Below are 14,520 nucleotides of genomic sequence, written 5' to 3'. Positions count from 1 at the left end.
CTATATTTTTAACTGAGGAGAAAGAGATGATGAAAGCTTGAAAAAATATATTTTAATCACGGGAGCAAGTGGAGGAATCGGACAAGCAGTCGCCTATTATTTAGCTGAAAAAGGATATCATCTGTATTTGCACTATCATCAAAATGAGTCATCCATAAAGGAATTATTACAAAATCTAATTCAATTTGGCGGTGAGTATATCCCCATCAAAGCTGATTTATCCTTGCAAAATGGCTATCTGCAGATTTGTCCTCAAATATACTCGCTTGATGGCATTGTTTATTGCAGTGGAAATAGTCAGTATGGTCTTCTCATGGACTTAAAATCAGAAGATCTAGAGAAGTTATTAAATCTTCATGTTTACAATCCGTTAATGCTGACAAAAGAAATGCTTCCCAAATTTTTAGGGAAAAAGTCAGGGAATATCGTCATGATTTCATCCATTTGGGGGCAGACTGGTGCGGCCTGTGAAGTTGCCTATTCCACTGTAAAAGGCGCGCAGATTGCTTTTGTTAAAGCATTGAGTAAGGAGTTGGCTTTAAATGGGATCAGAGTTAATGCAATAGCACCTGGCGCTATTGAAACCAAGATGATGGAAGAATTCTCTGATGAGGAATTACAACAGATTCAATTTGAAATTCCCATGGGCAGATTAGGGTTACCGCAAGAAATCGCTAAAGGTGTTTCCTTTTTATTATCGGAAGATTCAAGTTACATAACAGGGCAAATCTTAGCAATTAACGGTGGGTGGTACATATAAAATTCAAAAATATGTACGAATATTTTCCCTGTCTGCATCACAAAATAACCTTGTACCATTATAAAGGAGGTCAAAACGATGTCTGTTTTAGATAACTGGAAGCAATGGCAGGATTTTCTGGGAGATCGTCTCCAACATGCTCAAAACGAAGGAATGAGCGAAGGTGCTATCAATAGTCTTGCTTATCAAATCGGGGGCTATTTAGCTGACAATGTTGATCCTAAAAACGAGCAAGAGCGTGTTCTTTCCGATATGTGGTCAGTTGCTAGCCCAGACGAGCAACAGGCTATTGCGAAAGTAATGGTTAAACTAGTAAAGAGTGAATAGTAAGAGAGGAGGCAACTCCTCTCTTATTTTTGTATATTTTATAGTCTTCTTTTATAATATCCATTATGACGGTTTGTGTTTTTTCTTTCATCTTCCATGAAAATCATATATGATAGGGTTTAGATGGATGCGAATGAAAAAAATGTCGAAACTTCTTTAAGGGGGAAAGCAATGCATGAAAAAAGAATGGTATTTAGAATATGAAATTACAAAAAACCGTCCGGGTTTATTAGGTGATATCTCATCCCTCTTAGGAATGCTTTCTATTAATATTGTAACCATAAATGGTGTGGACGAAGGCAAACGAGGATTGCTCATTAAAGCACAAGATGATAATCAGATAAAAAGGCTTGAGTCAATTTTACATACAATGGACACAATAAAAATAATTAAACTTAGAGAACCAAAATTGAGAGATCGCCTTGCAGTAAGGCATGGAAGATATATTCAAAGAGATGCGGATGATAAAAAAACATTCCGTTTTGTAAGGAACGAACTTGGAGTTTTGGTTGATTTTATGGCAGAATTATTTAAGCAAGAAGGTCATAAACTGATTGGGATTCGTGGAATGCCTCGAGTCGGCAAGACAGAATCTCTTGTAGCAGCCAGTGTCTGTGCTAATAAACGGTGGTTATTCGTGTCATCCACCCTGTTAAAACAAACCATCCGCAATCAGCTCATTGAAGACGAGTACAATGCTAATAATTTATTTATTTTAGATGGAATTGTTTCAACAAGGCGGGCGAATGAGCGCCATTGGCAGCTTGTAAGAGAAATTATGAGGATGCCTGCTGTAAAAGTTATTGAACATCCTGATATTTTTGTGCAAAACTCCGAATATACCCTTGAAGATTTTGATTATATCATTGAGCTAAGAAATCATGCCGATGAGGAAATTACTTACGAGGTCGTTGATCAACACAATATGTTCTCTGGTTCAGATTTCGGAGATTTTGATTTTTAATTATTGGAAGGTGTTAATAGGTGACGGAATTAGGGAATCGATTAAAAGAAGCCCGTTTAAACAAAGGATTAAGTTTCGATGATGTACAAACTATGACAAAAATCCAAAAACGATATTTAATTGGAATTGAAGAAGGCGATTACTCCAGCATGCCCGGGAATTTTTATGTGCGTGCCTTTATAAAGCAATATGCAGAAGCACTTGGTCTAAATCCGGATGAAATTTTTGAAACCTATAAAAATGAGATCCCTGCAGCCCATCATGATGAATTGCCACAAAATTTATCAAGGGTAAATACGCATAAAACCATTTCACAAGGAAACTCAAAAATATTTGATATATTACCAAAAGTAATTATCGTGGTTTTTGTCATTGGTATTGCCAGTATTGTTTATTATTTTGTGTCCAGTCATGCAGGAAGTGACTCAAACGAGCAAGTTAGTAAAGATCATGAACCTGTAAATTATGTAAAGTCTGAAAGTCTTGAAAAAGCAAAATCAACTGATAAAGATAAATCAAAAAATAATAATGATAAAGGCCAAAAGAAAGAAGAAGAAAAAGCTCCAGAGGTCAAAACGGCGGAACAACAGGTATCTGTTGTTCAAAGTAGCGGCCGTAATACCACTTATTCATTAAATAATGCGGACAAATTTGTTATTAAGCTAGTGTCCAGGGGGCAAAGTTGGGTAAGTGTGAAAAATGGAAAAGGCAAATCGTTTTATCAAGGGACCCTTAGAGCAGGTCAGGTTGATAATCAAACCGTGGATCTATCCGGCGAAAGTGAAGCTGTCATGATCATTGGAAATTCAACTGTCACAGATATCTATGTAAATGATCAAAAGTTGGAGTATTCCATTCCGGCAAATCAGCAAGTTCGACAGGATATTACGATCCAATTTGTACCGAAGAGCCAATAGTCATCTGTTGATGGCTATTTTCTCATGTAATTTTGTTTAAAAGGTACTAGATATTGTGCCTTTTGGTTTCTAATAGGAGGACAAACCATGAATTTACCAAATAAAATAACTGTATCTCGAATATTATTGATTCCTTTGTTTTTAATTATTATGTTAGTCCCATTTGAGTGGGGAAATATTCATTTCCTTGGCGCGGATATGCCCATAACCCATTTTGTTGGTGCGTTGATTTTTATTGTTGCTTCTACAACTGACTGGGTTGATGGTCATTTAGCACGAAAATATAACCTGGTGACAAATATGGGGAAATTTCTTGATCCGCTTGCTGATAAACTTTTAGTTTCAGCAGCATTGATCGTTCTTGTCGAGCTTCAGTATGCTCCATCATGGATTGTAATTGTCATTATCAGTAGGGAGTTTGCCGTTACAGGACTGCGTCTTTTACTTGCTGGTGAAGGCGAGGTAGTGGCAGCAAATATGCTAGGTAAAATCAAAACATGGACTCAAATTATTGCTATTTCATCCCTTTTACTACATAACATTATTTTTGTCATGATTCCATTCCGTTTTGATATGCTTGCATTATGGGTTGCATTAATATTTACCATATGGTCTGGCTGGGACTATTTTGCAAAAAACAGCCATATACTAAAAAATTCTAAATAGTTTGTTTTTGGGAGTGATCAATGTGAATGCTGAGATTATTGCTGTTGGCTCTGAACTGCTTCTTGGGCAAATTGTAAATACCAACGCCCGATTTTTGTCTCAGCAACTGGCAAACTTGGGAATTGACGTCTATTTTCACACAGTTGTGGGGGATAATTCAAATCGATTAGTATCAGCAATTGAAACAGCGGAGAAACGGGCACAAATCATCATTTTTACCGGTGGCCTCGGGCCAACAAAGGATGATTTGACCAAAGAAACCATAGCCCGTCACCTTGGAAAAAATCTTGTTATCGATCACACGGCATTGACAGCGGTTGTGGACTATTTTAAAAGAGCGAACCGCCCAATGACTGAAAATAACAGAAAACAGGCTCTTATTTTAGAAGGATCACAGGTGCTTCCTAATGATCACGGAATGGCACCTGGCATGGTCATAAAAAAAGACAATCATATCTACATGCTTCTCCCGGGACCTCCTAAAGAAATGGAACCGATGTTTTTGCATTATGGTGCCAAAGCACTTGCAGAGCATGGCGAAAGTCAAGAACAGATTGTGTCTCGTGTCCTTCGTTTCTTTGGAATAGGGGAAGCTGCTTTAGAAACAGAAATTATCGATATAATTGATGCCCAGTCAAACCCAACCATTGCTCCGCTCGCTGGAGATGGGGAAGTTACATTGAGGTTAACTGCAAAGCATGTAGACCACAATGAGGCACAATTCATGCTTGATGTTTTAGAACAGAAAATCAATCATCGAGTAGGTGAATTTTTTTACGGCTATAATGATACGTCTCTTCTTGAAGAACTGACCAAACTGCTAAAAAAACGGCAATTAACTGTAACAGCTGCCGAGAGCTTAACAGGCGGGATGTTCCAACAGGAAATCACCTCAATTTCCGGAGCCAGTTCGGTTTTTAAAGGCGGAGTCGTCTGCTATTCCAATGAAATCAAGCATCAGGTGTTACAAGTCCGTTCTGAAACATTGGATCAGCATGGTGCTGTTAGTGAACAGTGCGCTAAAGAATTGGCAGAAAATGCGGCAAGAATTTTTTCTACTGACATTGGTATTAGCTTTACCGGTGTTGCCGGTCCGGATGAACTCGAGGGAAAACCTGTTGGAACTGTTTATATCGGAATTACCATTGCTGGACGTCCGACAATGGTTCAAAAACTAACACTTGGAGGCTCACGAGAGGCCAATCGGGCTCGCGCCGTAAAATTCGGCTGCTATTATTTACTTAAATATTTGAAGGAATCACAGAGTGCCTAGTAACTCTGTGATTTTTTTATAGAATGAACTGGAACAATAAATGATCTACCTGTCATAGAGTTAAATTCTATTTATATCAGGGAAGATAGAGTTTGTTTATTTGTCCGAAATTCGATGTGTCAATGAAAAATAGGTAGGATAGAGATTTTCCTATCTGCTTGAAAATCAGTAGAACAACGAAATAGAGTCATATATAAGAGGTCTACGTTTCCAAAAGTAGGTCCAAGAACGAAAAGCAGTCATGCAGAACCAATTCCTATTTAGAAAGTAGTTTTCTGAAGATAAGAGAATAATTACCAATCTTTAAGTAAAAACATAGAGAAATGACAAAAGCAGTTAGAAAAAGCCATTTTCTCCTTTAAAACACCTTAGAAAAGGGTCGAATGAATGTTCGTGTTTTTGCTCGACAAATCCTTAAAAAGAGGTTATATTATTAATAGGCATTAATTAATAGATTACAGAAATAAGTAAATTTAATGATAAAAAGGAGGAACTATTTGTGAGTGACCGTAAGGCCGCCTTAGAGATGGCGTTAAAGCAAATAGAAAAACAGTTTGGTAAAGGTTCCATTATGAGAATGGGAGAGCAAACTGAAACAAAAATTTCAACAATACCAAGCGGCTCCCTTGCACTTGACGTAGCACTGGGAGTGGGTGGATACCCTCGCGGAAGAATCATTGAGATATATGGTCCAGAAAGTTCAGGTAAAACCACGGTCGCACTTCACGCCATCGCAGAAGTACAGGCAAAAGGCGGACAAGCAGCATTTATCGATGCTGAGCATGCTATGGATCCAGCATACGCACAAAAATTGGGAGTAAATATTGACGAATTATTACTATCCCAGCCGGATACAGGTGAACAGGCACTTGAAATCGCAGAAGCATTAGTACGAAGCGGAGCAGTTGATATCATCGTAATCGACTCGGTAGCGGCTCTAGTGCCAAAAGCTGAAATAGAAGGTGAAATGGGTGACTCTCACGTTGGCTTACAAGCTCGTCTAATGTCACAGGCACTTCGTAAACTATCAGGAGCAATTAATAAATCTAAAACAATAGCTATTTTCATAAACCAAATTCGTGAAAAGGTTGGTGTCATGTTCGGAAATCCCGAGACGACACCTGGTGGACGTGCTCTAAAATTCTACTCCACCATCCGTCTTGAAGTCCGCCGTGCTGAACAATTAAAGCAAGGAACTGACATAGTTGGTAACAAAACAAAAATTAAGGTTGTCAAAAACAAAGTAGCTCCTCCGTTCCGAACAGCTGAAGTGGATATTATGTACGGTGAAGGAATCTCTAAAGAAGGCGAAATTATCGATATGGGAGCAGAATTGGAAATTGTGCAAAAGAGTGGTGCTTGGTACTCCTATAATGAAGAGCGAGTTGGTCAGGGTCGTGAGAATGCAAAATTATTCTTAAAAGAAAACCCTGAACTTCGTCAGGAGATCCATCAAAAAATCCGCGAGCACTTTGGATTGGATGGAGAAAAAACAGTTGTTGAAACGGAAGATGACGATCAAATAGAATTATTGGATTAATCCTATAAAAAAATTGCAAGACTCCATGAGAGTCTTGCTGTTTTTATAACGATTTGAATATTGCTTATAAAATTTACATACTTACCACCTATTATTTTAGAAAAAGATTCGAAATAATCCAAAGCCAATTTTTCTAAACCTTGACAATAAATTGCCCCACCTTTACAATTAATATGTATATTTTACATTTTTGGAAATATTACATTGCTAAAAAGCCTTAGTGCTTGCTGTATGTTGAGTCTAAACAATGTACATGCCGACACTTAAAAAAACGAAACAAAAGTTCATAGCAAGAGGAGGTGTAACGATGGACCCAATTACGATCATCTCCATTTTGCTTGGCCTTATCGTCGGTGCCGTTGTTGGCTATTTTATTCGTAGATCCATTGCTGAAGCAAAAATAGCAGGTGCAAAGAATGCTGCGGAGCAGATTCTCGAAGATGCTAAACGTGATGCTGATTCATTAAAAAAGGAAGCCCTGTTAGAGGCAAAGGATGAAATTCACAAGCTTCGTACTGAAGCAGAACGTGAGGTTCGTGAGCGAAGAAATGAACTGCAAAAACAAGAAAACCGTTTACTGCAAAGAGAAGAGAATTTAGATCGAAAAGATGAAACGTTAAATAAACGTGAAATTCTTTTAGAAAAGAAAGAAGATTCTCTAAACCAAAGACAACAGCATATTGAAGAGATGGAAAGCAAAGTGGACGAGTTGGTACGTACACAACAAACTGAACTCGAGCGAATTTCGAGCTTAACGCGTGAGGAAGCTAAAGCGATTATTCTCGATCGTGTGGAGCAAGAACTTTCTTATGAATCAGCGATGATGATTAAGGAAAGTGAAAATCGTGCTAAAGAGGAAGCAGACAAAAAAGCGAAAGAAATTCTATCGCTGGCAATCCAACGTTGCGCTGCTGACCATGTTGCGGAAACTACAGTTTCTGTAGTCAACCTTCCGAATGATGAAATGAAAGGCCGTATTATCGGTCGTGAAGGACGTAATATTCGTACGCTTGAAACATTAACGGGAATTGATTTGATTATCGACGATACCCCAGAAGCTGTTATTTTATCAGGTTTTGACCCAATTCGTAGGGAAACCGCCCGCTTGGCACTTGAAAAGCTTGTCCAAGATGGCAGAATTCACCCTGCTCGAATTGAGGAAATGGTCGAAAAATCACGCCGTGAAGTGGATGAGTACATTCGTGAAGTTGGGGAGCAAACAACCTTTGAAGTTGGAGTCCATGGACTTCACCCGGATCTTATTAAGATTCTTGGTCGTTTGAAATTCCGTACCAGCTATGGTCAAAATGTATTAAAGCATTCGATGGAGGTTGCACAGCTTTCCGGTTTATTAGCTGCAGAGCTTGGTCAAGATGAAACATTAGCTAGAAGAGCAGGATTACTGCATGATATTGGTAAAGCGATTGACCATGAAGTGGAAGGTAGCCATGTTGAAATTGGAGTAGAACTTGCTACTAAGTACAAGGAACATCCAGTTGTCATCAATAGCATTGCCTCACACCATGGTGATACAGAACCAACATCAATTATTGCCGTACTTGTTGCTGCTGCAGATGCTCTATCAGCTGCCAGACCTGGTGCACGCAGTGAAACACTTGAAAATTATATCCGTCGTCTTGAAAAGCTCGAAGAAATCTCAGAATCCTATGAGGGTGTTGAGAAATCATTTGCTATTCAAGCAGGGCGTGAAGTGCGTATCATTGTAAGACCAGATACGATTGATGATTTAGCTGCACATCGGTTGGCTCGAGATATCCGGAAGCGTATCGAAGAAGAGCTGGATTATCCAGGACATATTAAAGTGACAGTAATCCGAGAAACTCGGGCTGTAGAATATGCAAAGTAAAGCGGTGCACTTGCACCGCTTTATTTTTTGCGACCACTTAAATATATGTTACAATTTAAAAACAAATTCTTATAAAAGAAAGGGCAATACGAAATATGAATCTTCTTTTTATCGGTGATGTAGTAGGATCCCCGGGCAGAGATATGGTAAAAGAATATTTGCCAAAATTAAAGGAAAAGTACCGTCCGCAGTTAACCATTATAAACGGAGAGAATGCTGCAGGCGGAAAAGGAATAACTGAAAAAATATACCGTCAATTTTTGGAATGGGGTGCCCAAGCAGTAACATTAGGGAATCATGCCTGGGACAACAGGGAAATTTTTGAATTCATTGATCAGGCTAAATATTTAGTGCGGCCTGCCAATTTTCCAAGGAATACTCCAGGAGAAGGCATTATTTTTCTAAAAATCAATCAATATGAAGTCGCCATTATTAATCTTCAAGGACGTACATTTATGAATCCGATTGATGACCCGTTTCAAAAGGCCGATGAGCTAGTGGAGAAGGCAAGAAAAAGAACTCCATTCATATTTGTTGATTTTCATGCTGAAGTTACTAGTGAAAAGCAAGCAATGGGCTGGTATCTGGACGGAAAAGTATCTGCTGTTGTTGGCACACATACACACGTACAAACGGCGGATCATCGTATTTTACCTGGTGGAACTGCCTATTTAACGGATGTAGGTATGACAGGACCGTACGATGGAATTCTTGGAGTGGAAAAAGAAGCGGTTTTAAAACGGTTCTTAACTAGCTTGCCTGTCCGTTTTGAGGTACCTAAAGAAGGTAGAAATCAATTAAGTGCAGTCCTAATTGATTTAGACGCTAAATCAGGACACGCCAAAAAGATTCAACCTATTCTCATTAATGATGATCATCCATTTTTTTCGTAAGAACAGGAGAATTTACCCTGTTCTTATTTTTTTTTGCGTGAATTCTTCAGCCTTTTTTGTCCAAGCCGGAATATGTCATACTTTACATGAATATAGTAGCAGTGGAATGTTATATACCTGATTTGTTCATGAAACTGCTCATGCGGAATCGGGATTTTACAAGGAGGAGCTAGGAATGGAAATATTAAAAGTTTCAGCAAAATCTAATCCTAATTCTGTAGCTGGTGCACTTGCCGGAGTTCTGCGTGAAAGAGGAGCTGCAGAAATACAGGCAATTGGTGCAGGTGCATTGAATCAAGCCGTAAAGGCAGTAGCCATTGCTCGAGGATTTGTAGCACCTAGCGGAGTGGATTTGATTTGTGTCCCAGCATTTACAGATATACTGATTGATGGAGAAGAGCGCACAGCAATAAAGTTAATTGTTGAGCCGAGATAAAATCATCAAATAACTGGGGGTAAAAAACGTTCTTACCATGTAAGTCATGGGCGGGGGATAAAAAAGGTCACCTGAAAATGAAAAATATGAAACTTATTGCCTGGTTGTGTTAAACAAGCAGGTATTTTTGTGTTTTCTGATTCATATTTAAGCGTGTAAGTCCATGAAAATATTATTTTGGAATAAAGGAAGTTTATATAATATCGATTCTAACTGTACTATAATAGTTGAACAAAATGAGCAAATATACTGTTCTGTCCCGTTTTTTTTTAGTGTTTTCAAAGATTCAAAGGCATTAATTTAAAATAATAAAAAAATATTCATATTTTAGACAATATTTGAGTGTAAAGGGTTGCAATTTTCGGTTCATAGGTCTAGAATTGTAAGCGTTTAGTACAATCCTTGTTTCTATCTAGTGGCAATTTTACTCTTTTTATGAATAAGCTAATTTCTAGTGGATTACTCGGAAAAGTGCTACACTAATACATGATCCAACCAATATATTTTTTACATATCCAAAGGGGTGTAAGACATGATCAATCAACTTTCGTGGAAAGTTGGCGGACAACAAGGGGAAGGTATTGAAAGTACTGGGGAAATCTTTGCAATTGCATTGAATCGCCTGGGCTATTACTTGTATGGCTATCGTCACTTTTCATCTCGTATTAAGGGCGGTCATACAAACAACAAAATCAGGGTAAGTACGACTGAAATTCGCTCTATTTCTGATGATCTTGATATCCTGGTAGCTTTTGATCAAGAAACTATCGATTTAAACTACAAAGAGCTTCATAGCAAAGGAATTATCCTTGCTGATGCAAAATTCAATCCTAAAAAACCTGAAGACACCGAAGCATCATTATTTGCCGTACCATTTACTGAAATTGCAACTGAGCTTGGTACTTCGTTAATGAAAAACATGGTTGCGATTGGTGCAACTGCTGCTGTACTTGATTTGGATATTCACGTTTTTGAAGAAGTGGTACGTGAAATATTTGGTAAAAAAGGCGATCAAGTTGTAGCTAAAAACATGGACGCAATCAAAGCTGGTTTTGAAAATCTTAAATCCAATCTAGGTTCTGACATTCAACCAATGCATTTGGAAAAAGCGGATGGTAAAAAGCGGATGTTTATGATTGGTAATGATGCAATTGCATTAGGTGCCATTGCAGGAGGCTGTCGCTTTATGGCTGCTTACCCTATCACACCAGCGTCTGAAATTATGGAATATTTAATTAAAAAATTACCTGCTCTTGGCGGTACTGTTATCCAAACAGAAGATGAAATTGCAGCTGCAACTATGGCGATTGGCGCCAACTATGCAGGTGTTCGTACCATTACAGCATCCGCTGGACCAGGCTTATCCTTAAAAATGGAGGCAATCGGTCTTTCCGGAATGACTGAAACTCCACTTGTTATTGTTGATACCCAACGTGGTGGTCCTTCTACAGGATTACCAACAAAACAGGAACAATCTGATTTAATGGCAATGATTTATGGTACACATGGTGAAATTCCAAAGATCGTCATGGCACCAAGTACTGTTGAAGAAGCTTTCTATGATACGGCAGAAGCATTTAACTTGGCTGAAGAATATCAGTGTCCAGTTATTGTAATATCTGACTTACAATTATCATTAGGAAAACAAACGGTTGAACCACTAGATTCAAGTAAAGTTGAAATCAGACGTGGGAAATTAATCACTGGTGAAATTCCTGCAAGTGATGATAAAAATGCATACTTTAAACGCTACGAAGTAACAGAGGATGGCATTTCACCACGGGTTATTCCAGGTATGAAAAACGGTATCCACCATGTAACAGGTGTAGAACACGCTGAGACAGGTAAACCATCTGAATCTGCTGCTAATAGGCTTGCACAAATGGATAAGCGTATGAGAAAGCTTGATAATATTAAGTTTGACACTCCAGTTTACAAAAATGCAAAGCATGAAGAAGCAGATGTATTATTCGTCGGCTTTAACTCTACACGTGGTGTAATTGAAGAAGCGATGACTCGTTTAGAGAAGGACGGAATCAAAGTGAACCATGCTCACATTCGCTTAATTCATCCATTCCCAACAGATGAAGTTCTTCCACTTGTTGAATCTGCTAAGAAAGTAGTAGTAGTGGAAAACAATGCGACTGGCCAGTTAACAAACATTTTGAAAATGAACGTTGGACACGCTAATAAAATCTATAAACATCTTAAATATGATGGTAATCCTTTCTTGCCACATGAAGTTTATACAAAATGTAAGGAGTTGTTCTAAATGGCCACTTTTAAAGATTTCCGCAATGATGTTAAACCGAACTGGTGCCCTGGCTGTGGCGACTTCTCTGTACAAGCGGCAATTCAACGTGCTGCTGCAAATGCTGGCTTAGAACCAGAAAATTTGGCTGTTATTTCTGGTATTGGATGTTCCGGACGTATCTCTGGTTATATTAACTCATATGGTTTCCATGGAATTCATGGCCGTTCACTTCCGATTGCTCAAGGTGTTAAGATGGCAAATCGTGATTTAACAGTTATTGCTTCTGGTGGTGACGGTGACGGTTTTGCGATTGGAATGGGTCATACTGTACATGCTATTCGCCGCAATATTGATATCACATATATCGTAATGGATAACCAAATTTATGGTCTAACAAAGGGACAAACTTCTCCACGTTCTGCAGCAGGCTTTAAGACAAAATCAACTCCTGCAGGATCAATTGAACAAGCGATTTCTCCAATGGAATTAGCTTTAACAACTGGAGCTACCTTTGTTGCTCAAAGTTTTTCAACTGATTTAAAAGATTTAACTGCTTTAATTGAGGCAGGAATTAGGCATAAAGGATTTTCTTTAATCAACGTATTCAGCCCATGTGTAACGTACAATAAGGTAAATACCTACGATTGGTTTAAAGAGAACCTTACGAAATTAAGTGAAATAGAAGGCTACAATCCACATAGCCGTGAAATGGCAATGAACACGTTAATGAAGCATAACGGTTTAGTTACAGGTTTGATTTATCAGAATACTGAACAAAAATCATACCAAGAATTAGTACATGGATATGCAGAAGCACCACTTACACAAGCGGAGCTTAACCTTGATCAAAACTACTTTGATAAATTAGTAGCCGAATTTATGTAATAAATTAGTAAAATCCCGGGTATCCCCCGGGATTTTTTACGCACTTTGAGCAGCCTTGATTTTCTATTGTTTTCAAACATGTAAACCTTTATACTATTATAATGTGCAGATAAAGCCAAATTTATTGAGCTATTGAAGTTAAGTTTTAAAAAAACTTTCATAGTCAAAAAGAAGAAAGGGGAATTCTTGTACATGAATGAAAAACAACGTTTAGAAGGACAACAAGTAGTCACTGATAATTCTTCGGACAAAAAATCCGCCAAGGATTACAGTAAGTATTTCGAACAAGTGATTACCGCACCATCTTTAAAAGATGCTAAAAAACGCGGTAAGGAAGAAGTGCAATATCATCACGATTTTTCAATCCCTGAAGAATTCCGTGGCATGGGTAATGGGCGAAAGTTTTATATCCGTACCTATGGCTGCCAAATGAATGAACATGATACTGAGGTAATGGCAGGTATTTTTCTAGCCCTTGGTTATGAGCCAACCGACAGTACAGAAGATGCAAACGTGATTTTGCTGAATACTTGCGCTATCCGCGAAAACGCTGAAAATAAAGTGTTTGGAGAACTTGGGCATTTAAAAGCTTTAAAAATGGAGAAACCAGATTTACTTCTAGGTGTCTGTGGTTGTATGTCTCAAGAGGAATCCGTGGTAAACAAGATTTTGAAAACGTATCATCATGTTGATATGATCTTTGGAACCCATAATATCCATCGTTTACCTCATATTTTAAACGAGGCATATATGTCAAAAGAAATGGTGGTAGAGGTTTGGTCCAAAGAAGGTGACGTTATTGAGAACCTTCCTAAGGAACGTCGTGGAAATATTAAAGCATGGGTAAATATTATGTACGGCTGTGATAAATTTTGCACCTACTGTATTGTTCCATTTACCCGCGGAAAAGAACGCAGTCGACGTCCAGAAGAAATTATTCAGGAAGTACGACACTTGGCAGCCCAGGGATACCAAGAGGTTACATTACTTGGTCAAAACGTAAATGCGTACGGAAAAGATTTCGAGGACATCCAATATGGTTTAGGTGACTTAATGGATGAATTACGTAAAATTGATATTCCTCGGATTCGTTTTACTACCAGCCATCCTCGTGATTTCGATGATCATTTAATTGAAGTGCTTGCAAATGGTGGAAACTTAATGAATCACATTCATCTGCCAGTGCAATCCGGTTCAACAGACGTTTTAAAGATTATGGCGAGAAAATATACAAGAGAACAATATTTGGAATTGGCTAAGAAAATTAAAGCTGCTATTCCTGATGTTGCCTTAACCACAGATATCATTGTTGGATATCCAAATGAAACAGATGAGCAATTTGAAGAAACTTTGTCCCTGTATCGTGAAGTTGGCTATGAATCAGCTTACACCTTCATTTATTCGCCAAGGGAAGGTACACCTGCTGCGAAAATGGAAGACAATGTCCCAATGAAAGTGAAAAAGGAACGTCTTCAGCGCTTAAATGATGTTGTGAATGAACTTTCTGCCAAAGCCCTGAAAAAATATGAAGGTCAGGTTGTTGAGGTCCTTGTTGAAGGGGAAAGCAAGAACAATTCTGAAGTGTTGGCTGGTTATACGTCTAAAAGTAAGCTAGTAAATTTTGTTGGACCAAAATCAGCGATCGGTAAAATTGTTAGAGTAAAGATTAAAGAGGCAAAAACATGGTCGTTAAACGGAGAAATGGTGGAAGAACTTGAAACAGCAGAGGTGAACTAAA

The 14,520-nt window shown here is 38.3% G+C and carries 13 protein-coding genes; all 13 read left to right on the top strand.

All coding sequences use genetic code 11. From position 1 onward, the window contains the following. Positions 1-37: 37 nt before the first annotated feature. The 13 genes from ymfI (at position 38) to miaB (ending at position 14,519) form a co-directional block, all read left to right on the top strand. The gene (gene ymfI, locus ACI3K6_RS19955; RefSeq protein ID WP_335475774.1) at positions 38-760 is read left to right on the top strand and encodes an elongation factor P 5-aminopentanone reductase; all 723 of its coding nucleotides are present in this window, start codon (positions 38-40) and stop codon (positions 758-760) included. A gap of 78 nt (positions 761-838) precedes the next feature. Further along, entirely contained in the window at positions 839-1,087 is a 249-nt protein-coding gene (locus ACI3K6_RS19950) for a DUF3243 domain-containing protein (RefSeq protein ID WP_335475776.1), read from the top strand. A 175-nt stretch (positions 1,088-1,262) separates the two neighbouring features. Then, a complete protein-coding gene (locus ACI3K6_RS19945) occupies positions 1,263-2,051 on the top strand; it encodes a DUF3388 domain-containing protein (protein WP_335475779.1) in 789 nt (262 codons plus the stop codon). Between the two features lie 20 nt (positions 2,052-2,071). Next, the gene (locus tag ACI3K6_RS19940; protein ID WP_335475781.1) at positions 2,072-2,968 is read left to right on the top strand and encodes a helix-turn-helix domain-containing protein; all 897 of its coding nucleotides are present in this window, start codon (positions 2,072-2,074) and stop codon (positions 2,966-2,968) included. An 87-nt stretch (positions 2,969-3,055) separates the two neighbouring features. After that, a complete protein-coding gene (pgsA, locus tag ACI3K6_RS19935; RefSeq protein WP_335475783.1) occupies positions 3,056-3,634 on the top strand; it encodes a CDP-diacylglycerol--glycerol-3-phosphate 3-phosphatidyltransferase in 579 nt (192 codons plus the stop codon). A gap of 22 nt (positions 3,635-3,656) precedes the next feature. Then, positions 3,657-4,907 carry a competence/damage-inducible protein A gene (locus ACI3K6_RS19930; protein WP_435556200.1) on the top strand — a complete coding sequence of 417 codons (1,251 nt, stop codon included), beginning with the start codon at positions 3,657-3,659 and terminating at the stop codon, positions 4,905-4,907. Positions 4,908-5,406: 499 nt separating this feature from the next. Further along, positions 5,407-6,447 (top strand): recombinase RecA, encoded by a 1,041-nt coding sequence (gene recA, locus ACI3K6_RS19925; protein WP_335475787.1) that lies wholly within the window; start codon positions 5,407-5,409, stop codon positions 6,445-6,447. A 307-nt stretch (positions 6,448-6,754) separates the two neighbouring features. Further along, complete coding sequence (gene rny / locus ACI3K6_RS19920; RefSeq protein WP_435556199.1) at positions 6,755-8,314, top strand: ribonuclease Y; 1,560 nt, start codon at positions 6,755-6,757, stop codon at positions 8,312-8,314. Positions 8,315-8,409: 95 nt separating this feature from the next. Beyond that, positions 8,410-9,207 (top strand): TIGR00282 family metallophosphoesterase, encoded by a 798-nt coding sequence (locus ACI3K6_RS19915; RefSeq protein WP_335475791.1) that lies wholly within the window; start codon positions 8,410-8,412, stop codon positions 9,205-9,207. Positions 9,208-9,382: 175 nt separating this feature from the next. Continuing rightward, entirely contained in the window at positions 9,383-9,643 is a 261-nt protein-coding gene (spoVS, locus tag ACI3K6_RS19910) for a stage V sporulation protein SpoVS (protein ID WP_038541258.1), read from the top strand. Positions 9,644-10,175: 532 nt separating this feature from the next. Next, complete coding sequence (locus ACI3K6_RS19905) at positions 10,176-11,915, top strand: 2-oxoacid:acceptor oxidoreductase subunit alpha (protein WP_335475793.1); 1,740 nt, start codon at positions 10,176-10,178, stop codon at positions 11,913-11,915. After that, a complete protein-coding gene (locus tag ACI3K6_RS19900) occupies positions 11,916-12,782 on the top strand; it encodes a 2-oxoacid:ferredoxin oxidoreductase subunit beta (protein WP_335475795.1) in 867 nt (288 codons plus the stop codon). Between the two features lie 192 nt (positions 12,783-12,974). After that, positions 12,975-14,519, top strand: coding sequence for a tRNA (N6-isopentenyl adenosine(37)-C2)-methylthiotransferase MiaB (gene miaB / locus ACI3K6_RS19895; RefSeq protein ID WP_335475798.1), 1,545 nt, complete (start codon positions 12,975-12,977; stop codon positions 14,517-14,519). The last annotated feature ends 1 nt before the right edge of the window (position 14,520 follow it).

The organism is Neobacillus solisequens, assembly GCF_051233465.1.
Classification (GTDB): Bacteria; Bacillota; Bacilli; order Bacillales; family Cytobacillaceae; genus Neobacillus.
This window is presented reverse-complemented; position numbering and strand designations above follow the sequence as displayed.

Excerpts from the sequence above, each read along its gene's own strand:
- miaB (WP_335475798.1), top strand. The coding sequence starts at position 12,975 with ATGAATGAAAAACAACGTTTAGAAGGACAACAAGTAGTCACTGATAAT.
- ACI3K6_RS19900 (WP_335475795.1), top strand. The coding sequence starts at position 11,916 with ATGGCCACTTTTAAAGATTTCCGCAATGATGTTAAACCGAACTGGTGC.
- ACI3K6_RS19950 (WP_335475776.1), top strand. The coding sequence starts at position 839 with ATGTCTGTTTTAGATAACTGGAAGCAATGGCAGGATTTTCTGGGAGAT.
- ACI3K6_RS19905 (WP_335475793.1), top strand. The coding sequence starts at position 10,176 with ATGATCAATCAACTTTCGTGGAAAGTTGGCGGACAACAAGGGGAAGGT.
- ACI3K6_RS19945 (WP_335475779.1), top strand. The coding sequence starts at position 1,263 with ATGAAAAAAGAATGGTATTTAGAATATGAAATTACAAAAAACCGTCCG.
- pgsA (WP_335475783.1), top strand. The coding sequence starts at position 3,056 with ATGAATTTACCAAATAAAATAACTGTATCTCGAATATTATTGATTCCT.
- rny (WP_435556199.1), top strand. The coding sequence starts at position 6,755 with ATGGACCCAATTACGATCATCTCCATTTTGCTTGGCCTTATCGTCGGT.
- spoVS (WP_038541258.1), top strand. The coding sequence starts at position 9,383 with ATGGAAATATTAAAAGTTTCAGCAAAATCTAATCCTAATTCTGTAGCT.
- ACI3K6_RS19915 (WP_335475791.1), top strand. The coding sequence starts at position 8,410 with ATGAATCTTCTTTTTATCGGTGATGTAGTAGGATCCCCGGGCAGAGAT.